A 17,450-nucleotide genomic window follows, 5' to 3' on the forward strand; every position below is an offset into this window, starting at 1 on the left:
GACCTGGGGAGCGCCGGTCGGGAGAACGGCGGCGGCGCAGAGGGCTGCGGTTCAGCGGGCAGGGGCCTGGAGGGAATAAGGGCCGGGGACGGTCGGTTCCTCCGGTACGGCTGACCCGGCGCGGGCGGGTCGTGCTGGTGATGGCCATGGCGCTGCTGTCCCTGGGCGGGTTCTGGCTCGGCACGCGTGCCGCGAGTCATGCCGGTGTGCGGGTCGTGGTGACGGGTCATGCCGGTCTGCCCTGGGTGGAGGTCGAGAAGGGGGACACGCTGTGGGCGATCGCCGACGCGCTCACCGAGCGGGACGACACGGGGGCCATGGTGGAGGAGATCAAGCGTCTGAACGGCTTGCCCGACTCCCTCATCCGTTCCGGCACGCGACTCTACGTCCCGGCGAACACCGCCGCCCTACGTTGACCCCCATGCCGACCTGCCATCCGGCCTTACGGATGACCTTGCTGTAGGGGCGAGACCTCACAGACGGGGACGACCTCGCCTAAGGGTGTTCCGCTCAGGCGACGAGCGACGGCACGGGGAAGCAGGAGGGCGCGAAAGCCGCTCGGCAGGGGTCCGCCCAGACGCCACCGGCCCCGGCTGGCGCGGGACAGGCGGGGCTGCTTTCACCCGGAGCGCCGGTTCCCTGCGGGGAGCCGCTTCTGTTGGGGCTGGGTTCGTCCGCGGTTCCTCTGTGGGCTCGATTCTGTCTGCGGTGTGGGCGGCCCAGACTTGCCGGGCGGGCAGTTGCTCCCGTCCCGACAGGGCTTCTCACCGTGCGGGGTGGTTCCGGCCGTGGGGTGGGTCGGTCTGCGCCGTGGGAGTGCCGGACGGCGCCGGGTGGGCAGCTGCCCCCGTCCGCCGGGCGCAGGCCTCGCTCGGTCACCCGCCGATGGGACGGCCTGGGAGGTGGCCACCCTCCTTCTTGATCGCCTTCCATTCCTCGCCGCTTCCATGGGGCACGGGTGCTCGCCCCGGGCGGGCTGAGGGCGGTGGGTGTGTCGGCCGTTAGGATTGTGAGGTTTGTTCACCATCGAGGTCTCGAACAACTGCTGTGACGCCCTCACCTGCGGCGGGAGCACCCGCCCAGTGACGACACGCCGGGGGCTGCTGGTGTCGGTGGGCTGATCAGCGACTTCGTGCCGATGGGGTTGCTCAACTTGCGTTCATGGTCGCACGCTTCTACGGTTGGACCACAACATCTAGTAGTTACACCGATGTAGTTCACCACACCTTGTGTTTCTGTGACCGCTCCATGGCCGGCTGTGGAGTGTGCGCGAGCGTCCCCGTAATGACGGATTTGGCGCGTGTGGTGGCCGGACGTCTTGGAGGCGAACGCGTGCACTGTCCGTTCTGTCGCCACCCTGACACCAGGGTCATCGACAGTCGCTCCACCGACGACGGGGCCGCCATCAGGCGCCGCCGCACCTGCCCCGAATGCGGGCGCAGGTTCACCACGCAGGAGACCGTTCTGCTCATGGTGAGCAAGCGCAGCGGGGTGACGGAGCCGTTCTCACGGGACAAGGTGGTCGCGGGCGTGCGACGGGCGTGCCAGGGCAGGCCGGTCAGTGAGGACTCGCTGGCGCAGCTCGGGCAGCGGGTGGAGGAGGCGATCAGGGCGAAGGGCGCGGCCGAGATCCCCTCCAACGAGGTGGGTCTGGCCATCCTCGGCCCGTTGCGCGATCTCGACGAGGTCGCCTACCTGCGGTTCGCATCGGTTTATCGCGGTTTCGAGAGCCTGGCGGACTTCGAAGCCGAGATCTCACAGTTGAAGGCGGAGAAGGGGGAGTCATGACGGAGACGGCCAGCGGTTCAGTCGCGCGCGGGGGCAAGCGTCCGCGCAAGGGGCTGAAGATGAAGCGGATCTTCACCAAGCCCGGTGTGCACCCGTATGACGAGATCAAGTGGGAGCGCCGCGACGTCGTCATGACCAACTGGCGCGACGGGTCGATCAACTTTGAGCAGCGGGGTGTCGAGTTCCCCGAGTTCTGGTCGGTCAACGCCGCCAACATCGTGACGACGAAATACTTCCGGGGGGCGGTGGGCACCCCGCAGCGTGAGTGGAGCCTGAAGCAGCTGATCGACCGGGTCGTCGGCGTCTACACCACGACGGGCCTCGAGCACGGCTACTTCGCCAGCGACGAGGACGCCGAGATCTTCGACCACGAGCTGAAGCACGCGCTGGCGCACCAGGTGTTCGCGTTCAACTCGCCGGTCTGGTTCAACGTCGGCACCAAGTCGCCGCAGCAGGTGAGCGCCTGCTTCATCCTCTCCGTGGACGACCAGATGGAGTCGATCCTGGAGTGGTACAAGGAAGAGGGCGTGATCTTCAAGGGCGGTTCCGGGTCGGGTGTCAACCTGTCCCGCATCCGCTCGTCGAAGGAGTTGTTGTCGAGCGGCGGCACGGCCAGCGGCCCGGTGTCGTTCATGCGCGGTGCCGACGCGAGCGCCGGCACCATCAAGTCCGGCGGCGCCACCCGCCGGGCGGCCAAGATGGTCGTGCTCGACGTCGACCACCCCGACATCGAGGAGTTCATCGAGACCAAGGCGCGCGAGGAGGACAAGATCCGCGCGCTGCGCGACGCCGGCTTCGACATGGATCTCGGCGGCAAGGACATCGTCAGCGTCCAGTACCAGAACGCCAACAACTCCGTCCGGGTCTCCGACGAGTTCATGCGCGCGGTGGAGAAGGGCGGCGAGTTCGGGCTGCGGGCCCGCCTGACCGGCGAGGTCATCGAGACCGTCGACGCGCGCAACCTGTTCCGCAAGATGGCCAAGGCCGCGTGGGAATGCGCCGACCCCGGCGTCCAGTACGACGACACGATCAACGACTGGCACACCACCCCCGAGACCGGCCGCATCACCGCCAGCAACCCGTGCAGCGAGTACGTCCACCTCGACAACTCCTCCTGCAACCTGGCCAGCATCAACCTGCTGAAGTTCCTGAAGGACGACAACACCTTCAACGTCGGCGACTTCGTCAAGCTGACCGAGCTGATCATCACCGCGATGGACATCTCGATCGTGTTCGCCGACTTCCCGACGGAGAAGATCGGTGAGACGACGCGGGCCTACCGGCAGCTCGGCATCGGCTACGCCAACCTGGGCGCCCTGCTCATGGCCACGGGTCACGCGTACGACTCCGACGGCGGCCGTGCGGTGGCGGCGGCGATCACGTCGCTGATGACCGGTGTGTCCTACCGGCGCAGCGCCGAGCTGGCCGGCGTGGTCGGGCCGTACGACGGTTACGCCAGGAACGCCGAGCCGCACAAGCGCGTCATGCGCAAGCACGCCGCGGCCAACGACGACCTGCGCACGGTCGGCACCATGGACGCCAAGATCCACACCGAGGCGTCCCGCCAGTGGTCGGAGTGCCTGCGGCTCGGCGAGAAGAACGGCTACCGCAACGCCCAGGCCAGCCTGCTCGCGCCCACCGGCACGATCGGCCTGATGATGGACTGCGACACCACCGGCATCGAGCCCGACCTGGCGCTGGTCAAGTTCAAGAAGCTCGTCGGCGGCGGCTCCATGCAGATCGTCAACCAGACGATCCCGCGGGCGCTCAGGCAGCTCGGCTACCAGCAGGAGCAGATCGAGGCCATCGTCGAGTACATCGCCGAGCACAGCCACGTCGTCGACGCCCCCGGCCTGCGCCCCGAGCACTACGAGGTGTTCGACTGCGCGATGGGCGAGCGGGCGATCGCGCCCATGGGCCACGTGCGGATGATGGCGGCCACGCAGCCGTTCCTGTCCGGCGCCATCTCCAAGACGGTCAACCTGCCCGAGTCGGCCACGATCGACGACATCGAGCAGGTCTACCTGGAGGGCTGGAAGCTCGGCCTGAAGGCCCTCGCCGTCTACCGCGACAACTGCAAGGTCGGCCAGCCGCTGTCGGCGGGCGACGGCTCCAAGAAGGACGCCTCCGCCAAGCAGGAGGACGCGGAGCCCGAGGTCAAGGTCATCGAGGTCAACCGGCCGACCCGGCGGCGCATGCCCAACCAGCGGCCGAGCATGACCACCCGCTTCACGGTGGGCGGCGCCAAGGGCTACATGACCGCCTCGTCCTACCCTGACGACGGCCTCGGCGAGGTCTTCCTCAAGATGTCCAAGCAGGGCTCGACCCTGGCGGGCGTCATGGACGCCTTCTCGGTGGCGATCTCCATCGGCCTGCAGTACGGCGTGCCGCTGGAGACGTACATGAGCAAGTTCGTCAACATGCGCTTCGAGCCGGCCGGCATGACGGACGACCCGGACATCCGGATGGCCACGTCGGTGATGGACTACATCTTCCGCCGCCTGGCCCTTGACCACCTGCCGTACGACGAGCGGGCCGCGCTGGGCATCTTCTCGGCGGCCGAACGCGCCGCGCAGCAGCGCGGCGAGGACCCGGCGGCGCTGCAGGAGACGGTCGACCGAGAGGCGCTGGCCCAGTCCGCGCCCATCGAGGCCGCCCAGCCGAAGGCGGAGCAGCCGGAGGTCAAGGAGCTGACGCTGGAGAGCCACCAGCGCTTCACCGCCGACGCTCCGCTCTGCATGACCTGCGGTACGAAGATGCGCCCGGCCGGCAGCTGCTACGTCTGCGAGGGCTGCGGCTCCACCAGCGGCTGCAGCTGACCTGACGACCGGCGGCGGGGAGCCCGGCTCCCCGCCGCCGATCGCGGCCTCAGAAGAGGCAGGCTCCGGCGACGCCTCTTTCGAGGTCGAGCAACTGCTGCTTCGTTGCCAGGCCGCCGCCGTAACCGGTGAGGTGGCCGGTGGAGCCGACGACGCGGTGGCAGGGGACGATGATGCCGATCGGGTTCTTGCCGTTGGCCAGGCCCACGGCGCGGGCCGCGCCCGGCTGCCCGATCCGGTCGGCGAGCTGACCGTAGGTGATCGTCTCGCCGTACGGGATGTCCCGCAGGGCCGCCCAGACCCGTCGCTGGAACGGCGTGCCGTCGAAGACCATGGGCAGCTCGAAGGCGGTCAGCCGCCCGTCGAAGTAGGCCCGCAGCTGCTCCACGACTTCGGTGAAGGGTTCGGGGTCGGGTTCGCCGAAGGTCTCCTCCGGGGGGCGGTGCCGCTGGCGTCGCATGTAGAGACCGGCAAGGGTTCCACCGGCCGCGACGAGGGTGAGCGGGCCCACAGGGCTGTCCACCACGGTGTGCGTCCTGTGTCCGGCCAGGGTCATCGTGCGTCCTTTCGGGGGATCATCCGGTGGGCAGGCGGTTGATGGGGTGGTCGCCGGTGGCCCACAGGTACTGAACGGCGTACGCGCGCCATGGCCGCCACACCTCGGTACGGCGGGTGAGCGCCGCGGGGGTGACGGGCAGCCCGAGCTCGCGGGCGGCCACGCGGATGCCGAGATCGGTGGCGACGAAGGCGTCGGGGTCACCGAGCGCGCGCATCGCGACGGTCTCGACGGTCCAGGGGCCCAATCCCGGCAATGCCGACAGCTGACCTCGTGCCCGACCCCAGTCTCCTCCGACGCTGAGGTCGATCTCGCCGGCGGCCAGTGCGGCGACCAGCCCGGTGAGCGTGGTGCGGCGGGCCTGCGGGAGCGCGAGGGCCGCCGGGTCCAGGCCGGCCAGCGCGAGCGGATCGGGGAAGAGGTGGGTGAGGCCCCCGGCCGGGTCCCTGATCGGCTCACCATGGGCGGTGACCAGCCGGGCGGCGTGGGTACGGGCGGCCGCGGTGGACACCTGCTGCCCGAGCACCGCGCGCACCGCGAACTCGGCCGCGTCGACGGTGCGGGGCACCCGGCGGCCCGGGTCCTTGTCCACGAGGGGAGCCAGCACCGGGTCGCCGCGGAGCAGGTCGTCGACGGCGACCGGGTCGGCGTCGAGATCGAGGAGACGCCGGCACCGGCTGATCGCGGTGGCCAGGTCCCGCAGGTCGGTGAGCGACAGCCGGCAGCCGATGTGGTCGGGCTCCGGGCGCAGGGTGGCGATGCCGTGACCGTGGGGCAGGCGCAGGGTGCGGCGATAGGCGCCGTCGCTCCACTCCTCCACGCCGGGTACGGCGGTCGCGGCCAGGTGGCCGAACAGGTTCCCCGGGCACAGCGGGGCCCGGAACGGCAGCCGCAACGACAACACCCCGGACGGGCCGGTCCGGCGGCCACGGGCGACGCGCTCCCGTAGCTGCGTCGGCGTCAGCGCGAAGACCTCCCGCACGGTCTCGTTGAACGTCCGGATGCTGGTGAACCCGGCCGCGAAGGCGACATCACCCATCGGCAGATCCGTGGTCTCGATCAGCAGCCGGGCGGTCTGGGCCCGTTGCGCCTGGGCGAGCGCGAGCGGCCCCGCTCCGAGCTCCGCGAGCAGTTGCCGTTCGATCTGGCGGGCGCTGTAGCCGAGGTGCGCGGCCAGGCCGGGCACGCCCTCGCGGTCGACGACCCCGTCGGCGATCAGGCGCATCGCCCGAGCCACCACGTCGGCGCGCTCGTTCCACTCGGGAGAGCCCGGGCCGGCGTCGGGACGGCATCGCTTGCACGCCCGGAACCCGGCCTGCTGCGCCGCGGCGGCACTGGGATAGAAGCGCATGTTCTCGACCTTGGGCGGCACCGGGCAGCTGGGCCTGCAGTAGATCCCGGTGGTGATCACCGCGCCGAAGAACCAGCCGTCGAACCGGGCGTCCTTGGATCGTACGGCTCGCACGCACCGCTCCACGTCGTCGTACACATCGCCAGCATCGCGGGCGGCCGCCCGTTTCGGCTGGCGGAAATCCGACATGACCACATCGCGCGATGTCGTCGGGAACCCGCCAGACGATCACCTCTGCCCGCTGCTGGCCTGCTCACCATGCACCCCGGCGGAAAGGGAGTTCGATCATGGAATGCCTGCGCGAGATGTCCGATCCGTACTGCCGCTGGACGGCTACCGCGATCTGGGCGCCGCGGCACGCGTCGGCGCGCCCGTCCTTCAGCTGTCACAACCTGGGGAACGGGATCTGCGCACAGCCGAGATTCGCGAACGGCAACTGAGACGCGCGCTGGACCTGCGACCGCCCTGGTGATCGTCTCGGCCGGCGGCAACGACGCGCTGCGACGGTCGTTCGACGACGAGCGCTTCGGAGCCGACCTGACCTCCATCGTCGGGCCGCTCGTCGCCCAGGGGGTGCAGCTCGTCCCGATCGGGCTCTTCGACCTCGCGCGTTCCGGCCTCGTGCCGGACCCCTACGCCGGCCCGGTGGCGGAGCGATTCGACCGGCTGGACGCGCTCACCGGCCGGGTCGCGGCCGAACACGGCGGCGTCCACGTCGGCAACCACGCCCATCCTCTTGTCGCCGACCCTGGCATCTTCGCCGGCGACCGCATCCCCTGCAACGCGCGCGGCCACGCGACAGCGGCCGCGAACCTGGCCAGGACACTCAGCTCCCTGCTGACCAGATCCGAAGCCCAGGACACCGCGCCTCTCGAATGAGCGCGCACCACGGTGGCGAGGACGACGCGGCGGTGTCCGCACGTGACGCGGGTGCTCGACGGCCTGCACGCCTCCGGCGGCTGGCGGAGGTGCTGCCCGACCCCGCACGGGGGCGCCGGGGCCCGTTCTTCTCCCTGGCCGGCCGGGCGGGGCTACCGCCGGTGGGTGCCCGCGGTGGACGGTGAGCCGCAGTCGCGGGCGCCCGCTGCGGAGGCGCCCGGACTGAGCTCGCGAAGGGCCGACCGTCAGGAGCTGACCAGGTCGCTCAGCACGTCGGGCCGGTTGGTGATGACGCCGTCCACGCCGTAGCCGATCACCCGGCGCATGGCGTCCGGGTCGTCGACGGTCCAGGTGAGGATGTCCATGCCGAGCCGGTGCACGCGCCGCACGTACGCGGCCGTGAGCGTGCCGTACTGCGGGTTGATCTGCTCGGCGAAGCCGGCCAGCCCGGAAAGTTGCCCGGTCGAGGGCGTGCCGAGCAGCCCGACCGGCACGTCCGGCATCAGCCGGTCGAACGTCCGCATCGAGTCCCAGTCGAACGACTGCACCACCACCCGCCCGGCCGCCAGCCACGAGGAGTGCCGGCGCAGCTCGGCGGCGATGCGTTCCTCGATCCCGGGATACAGGTCCGGCGACTTCACCTCCAGCAGCAGGCCCATGTCTGAGCCGTCCATCATGCGCAGCGCCTCGCCTAGGGTCGGCACCCGCTCGCCCTCGTAGTCGGCAGACTTCCACGAGCCGGCGTCGAGTCTGCGGATCTGGTCGAGGGTGAAGTCGCCGACGTTCCAGGGGGAGCGGCCGGGGAAGACCTGCTCGGCGTCGGTGGTGCGGGCCAGCGTCGTGTCGTGCATGAGGACGAGCTCGTGGTCCTTGGTCTCCTGAACGTCCAGCTCGAACATGTCGGCCCCCTGCTCACCGGCCAGCTCGAAGGCGGCGATGGTGTTCTCGGGGGCGTACGCGGAGGCGCCGCGATGGGCGACGTTGGTGACGCCGGCGGCCGCGCTGGTGGTGGTGGCCAGCGCGGGTGCGGTGCCGGGGGTGGCGGCGAGGACGGCGAAGGACGTGGCGATGACGGCGGCGAGTCGCCCGAACATGGATCTCCTCTGGTGGGGAGAGGCATTGACGACCCGACAGTGACAAGGCCTTGTGACATCGAGTTGAGGGCAGAGTAGCCCGGCGGTGCCGCGCGGATGAGCATTCGACACGCGAGGGCGCGAAGGGGCCTGTTCGTAGGGGCCCACTCGAAGGGGCCTGTTCGAAGGGCCTATTCGAAGGGCACGGACAGGGCCGTGCCGTACAGCCGCGTCACGGGGAGCCTGATCACCAGCCGCCGGTCGGCCACCATCTGCCGCAGGAACGTCTGCTCGTCGACGGGTTCGGCGAAGGCCGGCTGCATGGCGAGCAGCTCGCGGCCCACCTCGTCACCAGGCTCGGCGCTCACCGGTGACAGCTCGGCCTCGCCCTCGGCCACGACGTACGACCAGAAGTCGTCGCTGGCAACGTAGAGGGCGCAGCGCGGATCGCCGTGGAGCTGGCGCACCTTGAGCCGGTCGGCGACGGTCGAGATCCGGATGACGTGCTGCTCGGCGTCCCAGTCGTACCGGACGGTGGACAGGTGCGGGTGGCCGCTGCTCCGGTTGGTCGCGAGCGCGCCGAACCGCTGGGCGGCCAGCAGCTTCGACAGCTCGTCGTCCGTCAGCGGCCTCGGCTCCGCGTTCTCCGCCATACACCGTCCTCTAGCCCAAATGGGGAAATGTCACCCTATACCGAGTTGTCTGCTGAACGTCTGGCCGTCGGAGATCACCCAGTACTCGGCGAATCTGCCGTCCCGGACGCGCAGGATGTCGTGCCCGCTGAAAGCGATCCTGGTGCCTTCCGCCACGGTCGCGCCCGGGATGCCGCCCCGGTAGGCGCCGCCGAACGTCCAGCGCGCCGACACCAGGTCGCCGTCCACGATCGGCCCCACGTCGAGGGTGACCGTCACGTCCGTGAACGGCTCGTGTCCCTGCCGGAGCGCCTCGACGAGCCCGCCGGGCCCGGAGACGTCCATGCCCGGCCAGTGACCGGTGAAGTCGGGCGTGACCAGCTCGTACGCCAGGTCGAAATCGCCGTTCCACAGCTCGAGCAGCCAACGCCGGTAGAGGTCCGCGATCATTCCGGTCTCCTACCCCCTGACCTGTAGGTTACTTGTCATGAATCTTGCCATTACCAGCGGATATGTCGTACCTGTCGACGGCGACCCCATCGACGGCGGGACCGTGCTCATCCAGGAGGGGAAGATCACCGCGGTCGGCCGCGACGTGACGGTCCCCGAGGGCACCCCGATCGTGGACGCCGCGGGCGGCTGGGTGCTGCCTGGCTTCGTCGAGGCCCACGGGCACCTCGGCGTCCACGAGGAGGCCGAGGGCTGGGCCGGCCAGGACACCAACGAGATGACCGACCCCAACGGCGCCCGCCTGCGCGCGCTCGACGCCATCAACCCGGCCGACCTGGCTTTCGCCGACGCGCTCTCGGGCGGTGTGACGACCGCGGTGATCAAGCCCGGCTCCGGCAACCCGATCGGCGGTCAGACGGTCGCGATCAAGTGCTGGGGCAGGTCCGTGGACGAGATGCTGCTCAAGGAGCCGGTCAGCGTCAAGAGCGCCCTCGGCGAGAACCCCAAGCGTGTCTACGGCGACCAGAAGAAGCTGCCGTCCACCCGGCAGGGCGTCGCCGCGGTGATCCGCGACGCGTTCATGAAGGCGCAGGACTACACGGCCAAGAAGGCCGCCGCCGAGGCCGAGGGCAAGCCGTTCGACCGCGACGGCACGCTGGAGATCCTGGCCCGCGTGCTGGACGGCGAGCTGCCCTGGTGCCAGCACACGCACCGGGCCGACGACATCGCCACCGCGCTCAGGTTGGCCGGCGAGTTCGGCTACCGGCTCGTGATCAACCACGGCACCGAGGGTCACCTGCTGGCCGACACCCTGGCCGAGCGGAACGTTCCGGTGATCATCGGCCCGCTGTTCACCAGCCGCTCCAAGGTCGAGCTGCGGCAGCGCTCGCTGCGCAACCCGGGCATCCTGGCGCGGGCCGGCGTCGAGGTGGCGATCACCACCGACCACCCGGTCGTGCCGATCCACTTCCTGGTCCACCAGGCCACGCTGGCGGTCAAGGAGGGGCTCGACCCGGCCGACGCGCTGCGCTCGATCACCGTGAACCCGGCCCGCATCATGGGCCTCGACGACCGGGTGGGCGCGCTCAAGCCGGGGCTGGACGGTGACGTGGTCATCTGGTCGGGCGACCCCCTCGACGTGATGAGCCGGGCGCTGAAGGTGTACGTCTCCGGCCGCGAGGTCTACACCTACGCCGACGGTGAGCCGGTCGTGGCGGATCCGTACTACCGCGAATCAAGCGACCGTTAAGCGCCTGTAGACGGGCCGGGCGCATAGTGGGCGGACCAGCCGGGAAGAGAGGCACCAACATGACAGCACCGTCCCTCGCCCAGCGCCCCAGCAAGGCCCTGCTCGTCGGCCTCGTCGTCTCCGGCGTCCTCGCGCTGATCGTGCTGGCCATCATGCTCTACTCCGGCGGCCCCATCGGGTTCGGCCTGTCCGCGCTGCTGGCCGTGGCGCCCCTTCCGGTGCTGCTGGCGGCCGTTCTCTCGCTCGACAGGCTCGAACCCGAGCCGAAGCTCCACCTCGCCTTCGCCTTCGCCTGGGGCGCCGGGGTGGCCATCGTGCTCGGCGTCGCGCTGACCGTGGCCGGTCAGCAGCTCTTCCTGCGGGCCGGCTACGGCAGCGCGGCCGTCGAGTACATCGGCACCGTCGTGCTGGCCCCGGTGGTCGAGGAGGCGCTCAAGGGCTCGGCCCTGCTGCTCCTGCTGCGCCGGCGGATGGAGATCGACGGCCTGACCGACGGCATCGTGTACGCCTCCATGGCCGGCCTCGGCTTCGCCGCCGTGGAGAACGTCGGCTACTACCTGCTCTCCTACGACCAGGACGGCATCAGCGCCGCCGTGCAGGTCTTCGTCGTCCGCGGGCTGATCGACCCCCTCGGCCACCCGATCTACACCTCGATGATCGGCCTCGGCGTCGCGTACGCGCTGACCCACAGAACCCCCGCCCGCTACGCCGCCATACCGCTCGGCTACGCGGCCGCGGTCTTCCTGCACGGCCTGTGGAACGGCGCCGCCAGCACCGGCTCGCTCGGTGTGCTCGGCGCCGCCTACCTGGTGATCATGGGTGCGCTGGTCCTGCTGGTCGTCGTGACCGTGCTCGAACGCCGCCAGCTCGTCGCCCGGATGGGCTACTACCTGCCCGCCTACGAGCCGACCGGCGTGATCAGCCCCGCCGATGTGCAGATGCTGACCACGCTGCCCGCCCGCAAGGCGGCCCGCCAGTGGGCCAGGCGGGTCGGGCTCGGCCGCGCCATGAGCGACTACCAACAGGCCGCCACCGAGCTGACCATGCTCCACGTACGCGCCGAGCGGCAGGCCGTCGACCCGATCAGGTTCCAGCTGGAGCGCGACCAGCACCTGAGGACCATGGCGCTGGCCCGCCGCTGGTAGCTATCCCGGCAGGAACTCGCGCAGGTGCGCGAGCACGGCCTCCGGCTGCTCCTCGGCCAGGAAGTGCCCGCAGTCGGGGATCTCGGCTCCCCGTACGTCGCGGGCGTACTCGCGCCAGATGTCGAGCACCGGCACCCTGCTGGGCAGCCCGGCCGCGCCCCACAGCGCGAGCAGCGGCATCTCCAGCCGCCGACCCGCCTCCCAGTCGGCGTCGTCGTGCTCGGCGTCGTGCGGGAACGAGGCCCGGTAGTCCTCGAACCCGGCCCGCAGCGCCCCTGGCTGCTCGAACGCCCGCATGTACTCCTCGACGTCCAGCCGGGCACGCTGCACCGTCCACTTCTCGAAGAAGTAGCCGAGGTAGCCGCGCACGTCCTTGCCCGCGAGCAGCTCCGGCAGGTCGGGTTGCAGGTGGAACGTCCAGTGCCAGGTGCCGGCGGCCAGGCCCGAGCGCATGTCGTAGCGCAGCCACATCTCGCGGGTCGGGATGATGTCCATGACCACCAGCCGCTGCACCTCGCCGGGGTGGTCGAGGGCGTACCGGTGGGCGACCCTGGCGCCGCGGTCGTGCCCGGCGAGCAGGACCTTCTCGTGGCCCAGCGAACGGGCGAGGGCCCGCACGTCGGCGGCCATCGTACGTTTGTCGTAGCCGGCGGTGGGTTTGTCGGTGCGGCCGTAGCCGCGCAGGTCGGGCGCGACGACGGTGAAGCGCTCGGCCAGCGCTGGCATGATCCCCCGCCAGCAGGCGGAGGTCTGCGGCCATCCGTGCAGCAGCACGAGCAGCGGGCCCGCGCCGTCGATCAAGTAGTGCATCCGCAGGCCGTCGAGGTCGGCCATCCTGGACATGGTCACGATCTCACTCCCATCCGGACGGAGGCCGGCGGCCCGGCCGCCCAACGGAAATCTCCTTCGGATCTTCCCCCGATTCCTGACAAGATGGGGGAAACCTCGAAGGGAGATCAGATGAGCTGGGCGGAGATCGGGTCGGAGGCCGAGCTACGCGAGCTGCTCGGCGAGGTCATGCCGCGAGCGGTCACCAAGGAGCGTGTACGCCTGCACGAGCGCGATCGGCAGTGGCTGGCGGCCTCCCCGTTCTGCCTCATCGCCACCTCGGACGACCGGGGCAACTGCGATGTCTCGCCCAAGGGCGACCCGGCCGGGTTCGTGCACGTCGTCGACGACACCACGATCGCGATCCCGGACCGGCCGGGGAACCGCCGAGCGGACGGATTCCTCAACATCCTGAAAAATCCGCACGTCGGGTTGATCTTCCTCATCCCGGGGCGCAACGAGACCCTCCGCGTCAACGGCCGCGCCCGGCTCGTCCGCGATGCCCCGTTCTTCGATGAGATGATCGTGAAGGGCCACCGCCCGCACCTCGCGCTCGTGGTCGAGATCGAGCAGATCTTCTTCCACTGCGCCAAGGCGTTCCTGCGCTCTTCGCTGTGGAAGCCCGACGCCTGGACCCCTGACGGGCTGCCTTCGCACGCCAGGCTGGTCAAGGAGGTGCAGACGGTGGAGGAAAGCCTCGAGGAGCTCGAGAAGTACTACGGCGAGGCGTATGCCCGGCGCCTCTACGGCTGACCGGACCGCCTCGTCGTGCGCCCCGGCCCTCAGGCTGCGGGGGTCGAGCCGCCGGGGAAGCGGATGACGTTGCGCCCGGCGTAGGCGCGCAGGTCGATCACCTTGGGATCCGTGGGTGGCTCGCGGCGGACGGCCGACCGGATGTCGCGGACCTTATGCCTGGCCGCATGTCGCGGCACCACCACAAACCTCTTCATCGTGAGCCCCCCGTGACGTGCTTGTTACCGATGTTACTTACAGATACCCCCGTAAGTTCGGTGTAAGGAACGCGCTAGTAGGGAAGCTGGCGGCCCGCCGGTGACCGCAGGTCGAGATCGATGACAGGCCTCGTGCGTCGCTTGGCCGACTTGCTGACTCTGACGCGTTTCATTGGCGTCCCCCTTCCGATGCGCGTCCCTTTACCCTTCGCAGATGGTGCGCCGCTCTGCTTGGCGGCGGCATGGCGGGCTCATTACCCGCCATGCGCGCCAACCTAACCGCCCTCGGCCGGCTCGCTCAACGCATTTCGGCCGGCAGGCTCGTCACGTTCCGGGCGTGAGCCGGGCGGCGACGCCGATGCGGTTCCAAGCGTTGATCATGGCGATGGACACGAGCAGCAGGGCGAGCTGCTGCTCGCTGTAGTGCTCGGCCGCCTGCTCCCACACCGCGTCCGGCACGGCCTCCCGATCGGCCAGCCGGGTCGCCTCTTCCGCCAGCGCCAGCGCCGCCCGCTCAGCCGGCGTGAACACCGTGGCCTCCCGCCAGGCGACCACCGACCAGAGCCGCTCGTCACTCTCGCCGGCCTTCTTCATGTCGCGGCTGTGCATGTCCACGCAGTAGCCGCAGCCGTTGATCTGGCTGACGCGCAGCTTGACCAGCTCGATGGTGCTGGTCGGCAGCTCACTGTCGCGCAGCAGCTTCTCCACGGCGAGAAAGTGGTGGTACGCCTCGGGGACGTGCTTGGCGACGTTCACACGCTGAGTCATCACATGCCTCCGTAGTTCGGGGTCGTTGCACACGGAGGACGGGACAGGCTGCTCGGATGTGACAGTCCCGGCGAGAAAGGCGGCAGTTTTCTTCCGCGTTCCTTCCCACGGGCCGGGCTCCCTGCTCTGGTCCTTCTGCGGTTGTCAGGGATTCCGGCCCTGCGGATCCCGTCGCGCGGTCCCGCCGGGCCGGTGGCGTGCGGCCCGGCGTGCCGTAAGCCGACCCCTACCCCCGATCGGCGCTGTTCTCCACGAGGTTTCCCCACGTGGCGGATCACGGTGGTGTGATCCTTGCTCTATGTCGGCCGCCGGGCCCGGCGGCCGACATAGATCTGACGGGTGCTTGACCGGACGTACGGAGGGCTGGACGGATGCCGTTGATCGCGGTCTGCGCGGTGTGGGCCGTGTTCTGGGGGTCGTGGTCGGTCCTGCTCCCCGCCGTCAAGCTGGAGGTCGGCATCTCCGCCGCCGACCTCGGGATCGCGCTGAGCGCCGTGCCCGTCGGGGCCCTGCCCGCGATGGCGCTGGCCGGGCGGCTGGCCCGCGGACGGGAGCGGCTCGCGCTGGCGTTGACCACGGTTCTGTTCGCGCTCAGCGTCGCCGGCATCGGGCTCGCCGCCACGGGCCGGCAGCTGGCCTTGGCCCTGCTGCTGGTCGGGGCCACCAGTGGCGCCCTCGACGTCGTGCTCAACCTCGCCACCGGGCGCGCCGAGCGCGACAGCGGCCGCCGCCTCTTCCAGGCGGTGCACGCGGCCTTCCCGCTCGCGGTCATCGTGGCGGCCCCGCTCACCGGCCTGGCCCGCTCGTACGGGCTGGGCGTCGACACGGTGCTCGTGCTCATCGCCCTCGTCGTGGCCGCCGCGTCCCTCACCCTGGTGGCGCTGCCGCTCGGCCGGGCGCTCCCGGAGCCGGCCGCGGTCTCCGAACGGCGGCGGCTGTGGGGCACGGCGGCCGTGCTCGGGGCGCTGGCGGCCTGCGTCCTGGTGATCGAGAACTCGGTCGAGCAGTGGTCGGTGCTGCTCCTGGAGGAGCACCGCGGCGCGACGCCCCTGGTGTCGAGCACCGCGCCCGCGGCGTACATGGCGGCGCTGACGGCCGGGCGGCTCCTCGCACAGGCGCTGCCGCGGGTGCGGCTGCGCACGTTGTACCTGGTGGCGGGGGTGGGCGGTGGCGCGGGCATCGCCCTGGCCGGCATGGGCGGCGGCGTGCCGGTCACCATCGCCGGGTTCGCGGTGACCGGGCTGGCGCTCGGCCCGATCGTGCCCGCCCTGCTCAGCCATGCGGCGGCCGGCGACTCCAGCGGGACGCTCGTGTGGGGCGTCTCGACGATCTCGTACACCGGCTTCGTGGTGAGCCCGCTGCTCGTGGCCGGGCTGAGCGGGTGGCTCGGCCTGCCCGCCGCGCTGGCCGTCCTCGGGCTGCTCGGCCTGCCGCTCGTGGCGCGATTTCTGGTGAAACGATCATAACGGGCGGAATATAACCCCCATTTGGGGAAAAGGGACCATGGAACGGGGTATCCCGACGGCGGATCAACGGCGAAGGGGATCACCATGGCGATCTGTGAGACGTGTGGCAACGACTACGACATGGCGTTCGAGGTGCACGCGCAGGGGGCTGTGCACACGTTCGACTGCTTCCAGTGCGCGATCGAGGCGATGGCGCCCATCTGTGAGCACTGCGGCACCAAGGTCATCGGCCATGGGGTGCAGTCAGGCGAGCACTGGTTCTGCTGCGCCCACTGCGCCCGCGAGGAGGGCACCCAGGGCCTCGTGGACCGCGTGAAAGCGGGCGCCTCGGCCTGACCCTCACCACGCCTGACCGGCCGGCCTGCTATCGCCGGTCGGCCAGGTCACGTTACGCGGCGAGTAACGCGCGCATGCGCTCGACCGCCTCGGCGAGAGGCCCGCTCGGCACGGTGCCGGCCAGGTCGAGGGTGATGTCGCGGCCCTTGGCGTCCCACACCCCGGCGACCCGCCCGCCGTGCACGACCACGGGTGAGATCCACCCGGCCTGCCTGCTGACCTTGGGCCTGAGCTCAGGCGGGAGGAGCGGGGCGAGGGAGCGCGGGGCCGCCAGGATGTACTGGTCGAACCCCGGCAGCAGGTGCACTGCCGAGGTCTCGGCCGTGCCGGCGAGGTCGTCGAGGTGTTCGGCTGGCAGCAGCAGGGTCATGCCGTCGTCGGTCTCGACCTCGGCGAGCTCGGGCGCCAGCTCGCGGAACCAACCCTTGAGCACGGCCTTCCTGGCCACCCCGCCGAACAGCCAGGCGTCGAACATCTCCGGCGTGGCCGGCCCGTACGCGCTCAGGAAGGCCCGCAGCACCCGCACCCCCGCCTTCTCGTGCGGCGGCAGCGTGCCCGGCCAGCCCGGCACCCAGCGGGCCGGTGCGGTGAAGGTCACCCGGCCGTCGCGGGGCGGGCCGTAGCACAGCTCGCCCAGCCGGCTCAGCGGCTTGAGCAGCGCGCCCCACCCGGACGTGAGCGCCTCACGCAGATGCTCGTCACCCGTCTTCGCCACGACGGCGTCGACCAGCTCCTCCCGCGTCAGGGGGTCACCGGTCAGCACCAAGGGGACGGCGTCGATGACGGCCGCGATCTCGTCGGCGGTGACGCCGTGGCCGCGCTGCCACGAGCCCTTCTCCCAGAAGCGCAGGGTGGCCAGGGTCGCGCAGTGGTCGGCCAGCTCGCCGGCGGCCACGAGGTGGAGGGTGCCGCGCATGAGCCACGTCTTGACCAGCGTGCGCTCCGACCACAACGCCCGGTCGACCTCGGCGGCGTCGGGCCGGGCGCTCCTGACCGCCACCGCGAGCCGTGCGGAGGAGGCGACCTGCGCCTGCACCCCGCACAACCGCCGCACGACCGCCACGGCGTCCGGGCCGTCGGCCCCGGTCACGAACTGCCGCCGCAACCGCCAGGCGAGGATCTGCGACCACGTCACTTTCGTCACCCGCCCAGTTCTACAC

General features: G+C 70.6%; 18 protein-coding genes. 9 read left to right on the forward strand and 9 right to left on the reverse strand.

Translation table 11 applies throughout. The features are described 5' to 3' along the window. The 3 genes from E1286_RS49585 to E1286_RS37685 all read left to right on the forward strand — a co-directional run. On the forward strand, positions 1-416 hold a 416-nt coding region (locus E1286_RS49585; protein ID WP_223190814.1), incomplete at its 5' end, for a LysM peptidoglycan-binding domain-containing protein. A gap of 916 nt (positions 417-1,332) precedes the next feature. Beyond that, positions 1,333-1,788, forward strand: coding sequence for a transcriptional regulator NrdR (gene nrdR, locus E1286_RS37680; protein ID WP_111183346.1), 456 nt, complete (start codon positions 1,333-1,335; stop codon positions 1,786-1,788). Further along, entirely contained in the window at positions 1,785-4,607 is a 2,823-nt protein-coding gene (locus tag E1286_RS37685; RefSeq protein WP_132620484.1) for a vitamin B12-dependent ribonucleotide reductase, read from the forward strand. The genes nrdR and E1286_RS37685 overlap by 4 nt, the downstream gene beginning before the upstream one ends. A gap of 49 nt (positions 4,608-4,656) precedes the next feature. Here the strand turns inward: E1286_RS37685 and E1286_RS37690 are convergent, their stop codons facing one another. Then, complete coding sequence (locus E1286_RS37690) at positions 4,657-5,163, reverse strand: methylated-DNA--[protein]-cysteine S-methyltransferase (protein ID WP_132620486.1); 507 nt, start codon at positions 5,161-5,163, stop codon at positions 4,657-4,659. A gap of 19 nt (positions 5,164-5,182) precedes the next feature. Continuing rightward, the gene (locus E1286_RS37695; protein ID WP_425464788.1) at positions 5,183-6,628 is read right to left on the reverse strand and encodes an AlkA N-terminal domain-containing protein; all 1,446 of its coding nucleotides are present in this window, start codon (positions 6,626-6,628) and stop codon (positions 5,183-5,185) included. 354 nt (positions 6,629-6,982) lie between these two features. Here E1286_RS37695 and E1286_RS37700 point away from each other — a divergent pair, with 354 nt between their 5' ends. Beyond that, positions 6,983-7,393, forward strand: coding sequence for an SGNH/GDSL hydrolase family protein (locus tag E1286_RS37700; protein ID WP_132620490.1), 411 nt, complete (start codon positions 6,983-6,985; stop codon positions 7,391-7,393). Positions 7,394-7,638: 245 nt separating this feature from the next. On the opposite strand, the gene E1286_RS37705 is transcribed toward E1286_RS37700, so the two are convergent. The 3 genes from E1286_RS37705 to E1286_RS37715 all read right to left on the reverse strand — a co-directional run bounded on the left by E1286_RS37705 (position 7,639) and on the right by E1286_RS37715 (position 9,548). Further along, positions 7,639-8,487 (reverse strand): glycerophosphodiester phosphodiesterase, encoded by an 849-nt coding sequence (locus E1286_RS37705; RefSeq protein WP_132620492.1) that lies wholly within the window; start codon positions 8,485-8,487, stop codon positions 7,639-7,641. A gap of 170 nt (positions 8,488-8,657) precedes the next feature. Next, positions 8,658-9,119 carry a TIGR03618 family F420-dependent PPOX class oxidoreductase gene (locus E1286_RS37710; protein WP_132620494.1) on the reverse strand — a complete coding sequence of 154 codons (462 nt, stop codon included), beginning with the start codon at positions 9,117-9,119 and terminating at the stop codon, positions 8,658-8,660. Positions 9,120-9,149: 30 nt separating this feature from the next. Then, on the reverse strand, positions 9,150-9,548 hold the full coding sequence (locus E1286_RS37715) for an ester cyclase (RefSeq protein WP_132620497.1): 399 nt from the start codon (positions 9,546-9,548) through the stop codon (positions 9,150-9,152). Positions 9,549-9,585: 37 nt separating this feature from the next. On the opposite strand from E1286_RS37715, the gene E1286_RS37720 reads away from it, so the two are divergent. Together E1286_RS37720 and E1286_RS37725 are read left to right on the forward strand one after the other, a co-directional pair. Further along, complete coding sequence (locus E1286_RS37720; RefSeq protein WP_132620500.1) at positions 9,586-10,797, forward strand: amidohydrolase; 1,212 nt, start codon at positions 9,586-9,588, stop codon at positions 10,795-10,797. A 59-nt stretch (positions 10,798-10,856) separates the two neighbouring features. After that, positions 10,857-11,942, forward strand: coding sequence for a PrsW family intramembrane metalloprotease (locus E1286_RS37725; RefSeq protein ID WP_132620502.1), 1,086 nt, complete (start codon positions 10,857-10,859; stop codon positions 11,940-11,942). On the opposite strand, the gene E1286_RS37730 is transcribed toward E1286_RS37725, so the two are convergent. Beyond that, entirely contained in the window at positions 11,943-12,785 is an 843-nt protein-coding gene (locus tag E1286_RS37730) for an alpha/beta fold hydrolase (protein WP_223190816.1), read from the reverse strand. 117 nt (positions 12,786-12,902) lie between these two features. Between E1286_RS37730 and E1286_RS37735 the strand changes: the two genes are divergently transcribed. Further along, entirely contained in the window at positions 12,903-13,523 is a 621-nt protein-coding gene (locus E1286_RS37735; protein ID WP_132620504.1) for a pyridoxamine 5'-phosphate oxidase family protein, read from the forward strand. A gap of 29 nt (positions 13,524-13,552) precedes the next feature. Here E1286_RS37735 and E1286_RS48415 read toward each other — a convergent pair whose 3' ends face one another. Both E1286_RS48415 and E1286_RS37740 read right to left on the reverse strand, forming a co-directional pair. Continuing rightward, positions 13,553-13,720 carry a hypothetical protein gene (locus E1286_RS48415; RefSeq protein WP_165970089.1) on the reverse strand — a complete coding sequence of 56 codons (168 nt, stop codon included), beginning with the start codon at positions 13,718-13,720 and terminating at the stop codon, positions 13,553-13,555. Between the two features lie 324 nt (positions 13,721-14,044). Further along, entirely contained in the window at positions 14,045-14,488 is a 444-nt protein-coding gene (locus E1286_RS37740) for a carboxymuconolactone decarboxylase family protein (protein WP_132620506.1), read from the reverse strand. 371 nt (positions 14,489-14,859) lie between these two features. On the opposite strand from E1286_RS37740, the gene E1286_RS37745 reads away from it, so the two are divergent. Both E1286_RS37745 and E1286_RS37750 read left to right on the forward strand, forming a co-directional pair. Further along, complete coding sequence (locus tag E1286_RS37745) at positions 14,860-15,954, forward strand: MFS transporter (protein ID WP_132620508.1); 1,095 nt, start codon at positions 14,860-14,862, stop codon at positions 15,952-15,954. An 84-nt stretch (positions 15,955-16,038) separates the two neighbouring features. Further along, positions 16,039-16,290 (forward strand): hypothetical protein, encoded by a 252-nt coding sequence (locus E1286_RS37750; RefSeq protein ID WP_132620510.1) that lies wholly within the window; start codon positions 16,039-16,041, stop codon positions 16,288-16,290. Positions 16,291-16,342: 52 nt separating this feature from the next. Here the strand turns inward: E1286_RS37750 and E1286_RS37755 are convergent. Next, positions 16,343-17,450 (reverse strand): winged helix DNA-binding domain-containing protein (locus tag E1286_RS37755; protein ID WP_342776303.1); only part of this gene is annotated, 1,108 nt, incomplete at its 5' end.

Origin of the sequence: Nonomuraea terrae, assembly GCF_004348995.1 — a bacterium.
GTDB classification, from domain to species: domain Bacteria; phylum Actinomycetota; class Actinomycetes; order Streptosporangiales; family Streptosporangiaceae; genus Nonomuraea; species Nonomuraea terrae.

Bases quoted from the DNA above. Each gene is read 5' to 3' on its own strand.
- E1286_RS37685 (WP_132620484.1), top strand. From the start codon at position 1,785: ATGACGGAGACGGCCAGCGGTTCAGTCGCGCGCGGGGGCAAGCGTCCG.
- E1286_RS37690 (WP_132620486.1), bottom strand. From the start codon at position 5,163: ATGACCCTGGCCGGACACAGGACGCACACCGTGGTGGACAGCCCTGTG.
- E1286_RS37705 (WP_132620492.1), bottom strand. From the start codon at position 8,487: ATGTTCGGGCGACTCGCCGCCGTCATCGCCACGTCCTTCGCCGTCCTC.
- E1286_RS37710 (WP_132620494.1), bottom strand. From the start codon at position 9,119: ATGGCGGAGAACGCGGAGCCGAGGCCGCTGACGGACGACGAGCTGTCG.
- E1286_RS37715 (WP_132620497.1), bottom strand. From the start codon at position 9,548: ATGATCGCGGACCTCTACCGGCGTTGGCTGCTCGAGCTGTGGAACGGC.
- E1286_RS37720 (WP_132620500.1), top strand. From the start codon at position 9,586: ATGAATCTTGCCATTACCAGCGGATATGTCGTACCTGTCGACGGCGAC.
- E1286_RS37725 (WP_132620502.1), top strand. From the start codon at position 10,857: ATGACAGCACCGTCCCTCGCCCAGCGCCCCAGCAAGGCCCTGCTCGTC.
- E1286_RS37730 (WP_223190816.1), bottom strand. From the start codon at position 12,785: ATGTCCAGGATGGCCGACCTCGACGGCCTGCGGATGCACTACTTGATC.
- E1286_RS37735 (WP_132620504.1), top strand. From the start codon at position 12,903: ATGAGCTGGGCGGAGATCGGGTCGGAGGCCGAGCTACGCGAGCTGCTC.
- E1286_RS48415 (WP_165970089.1), bottom strand. From the start codon at position 13,720: ATGAAGAGGTTTGTGGTGGTGCCGCGACATGCGGCCAGGCATAAGGTC.
- E1286_RS37740 (WP_132620506.1), bottom strand. From the start codon at position 14,488: ATGACTCAGCGTGTGAACGTCGCCAAGCACGTCCCCGAGGCGTACCAC.
- E1286_RS37745 (WP_132620508.1), top strand. From the start codon at position 14,860: ATGCCGTTGATCGCGGTCTGCGCGGTGTGGGCCGTGTTCTGGGGGTCG.
- E1286_RS37750 (WP_132620510.1), top strand. From the start codon at position 16,039: ATGGCGATCTGTGAGACGTGTGGCAACGACTACGACATGGCGTTCGAG.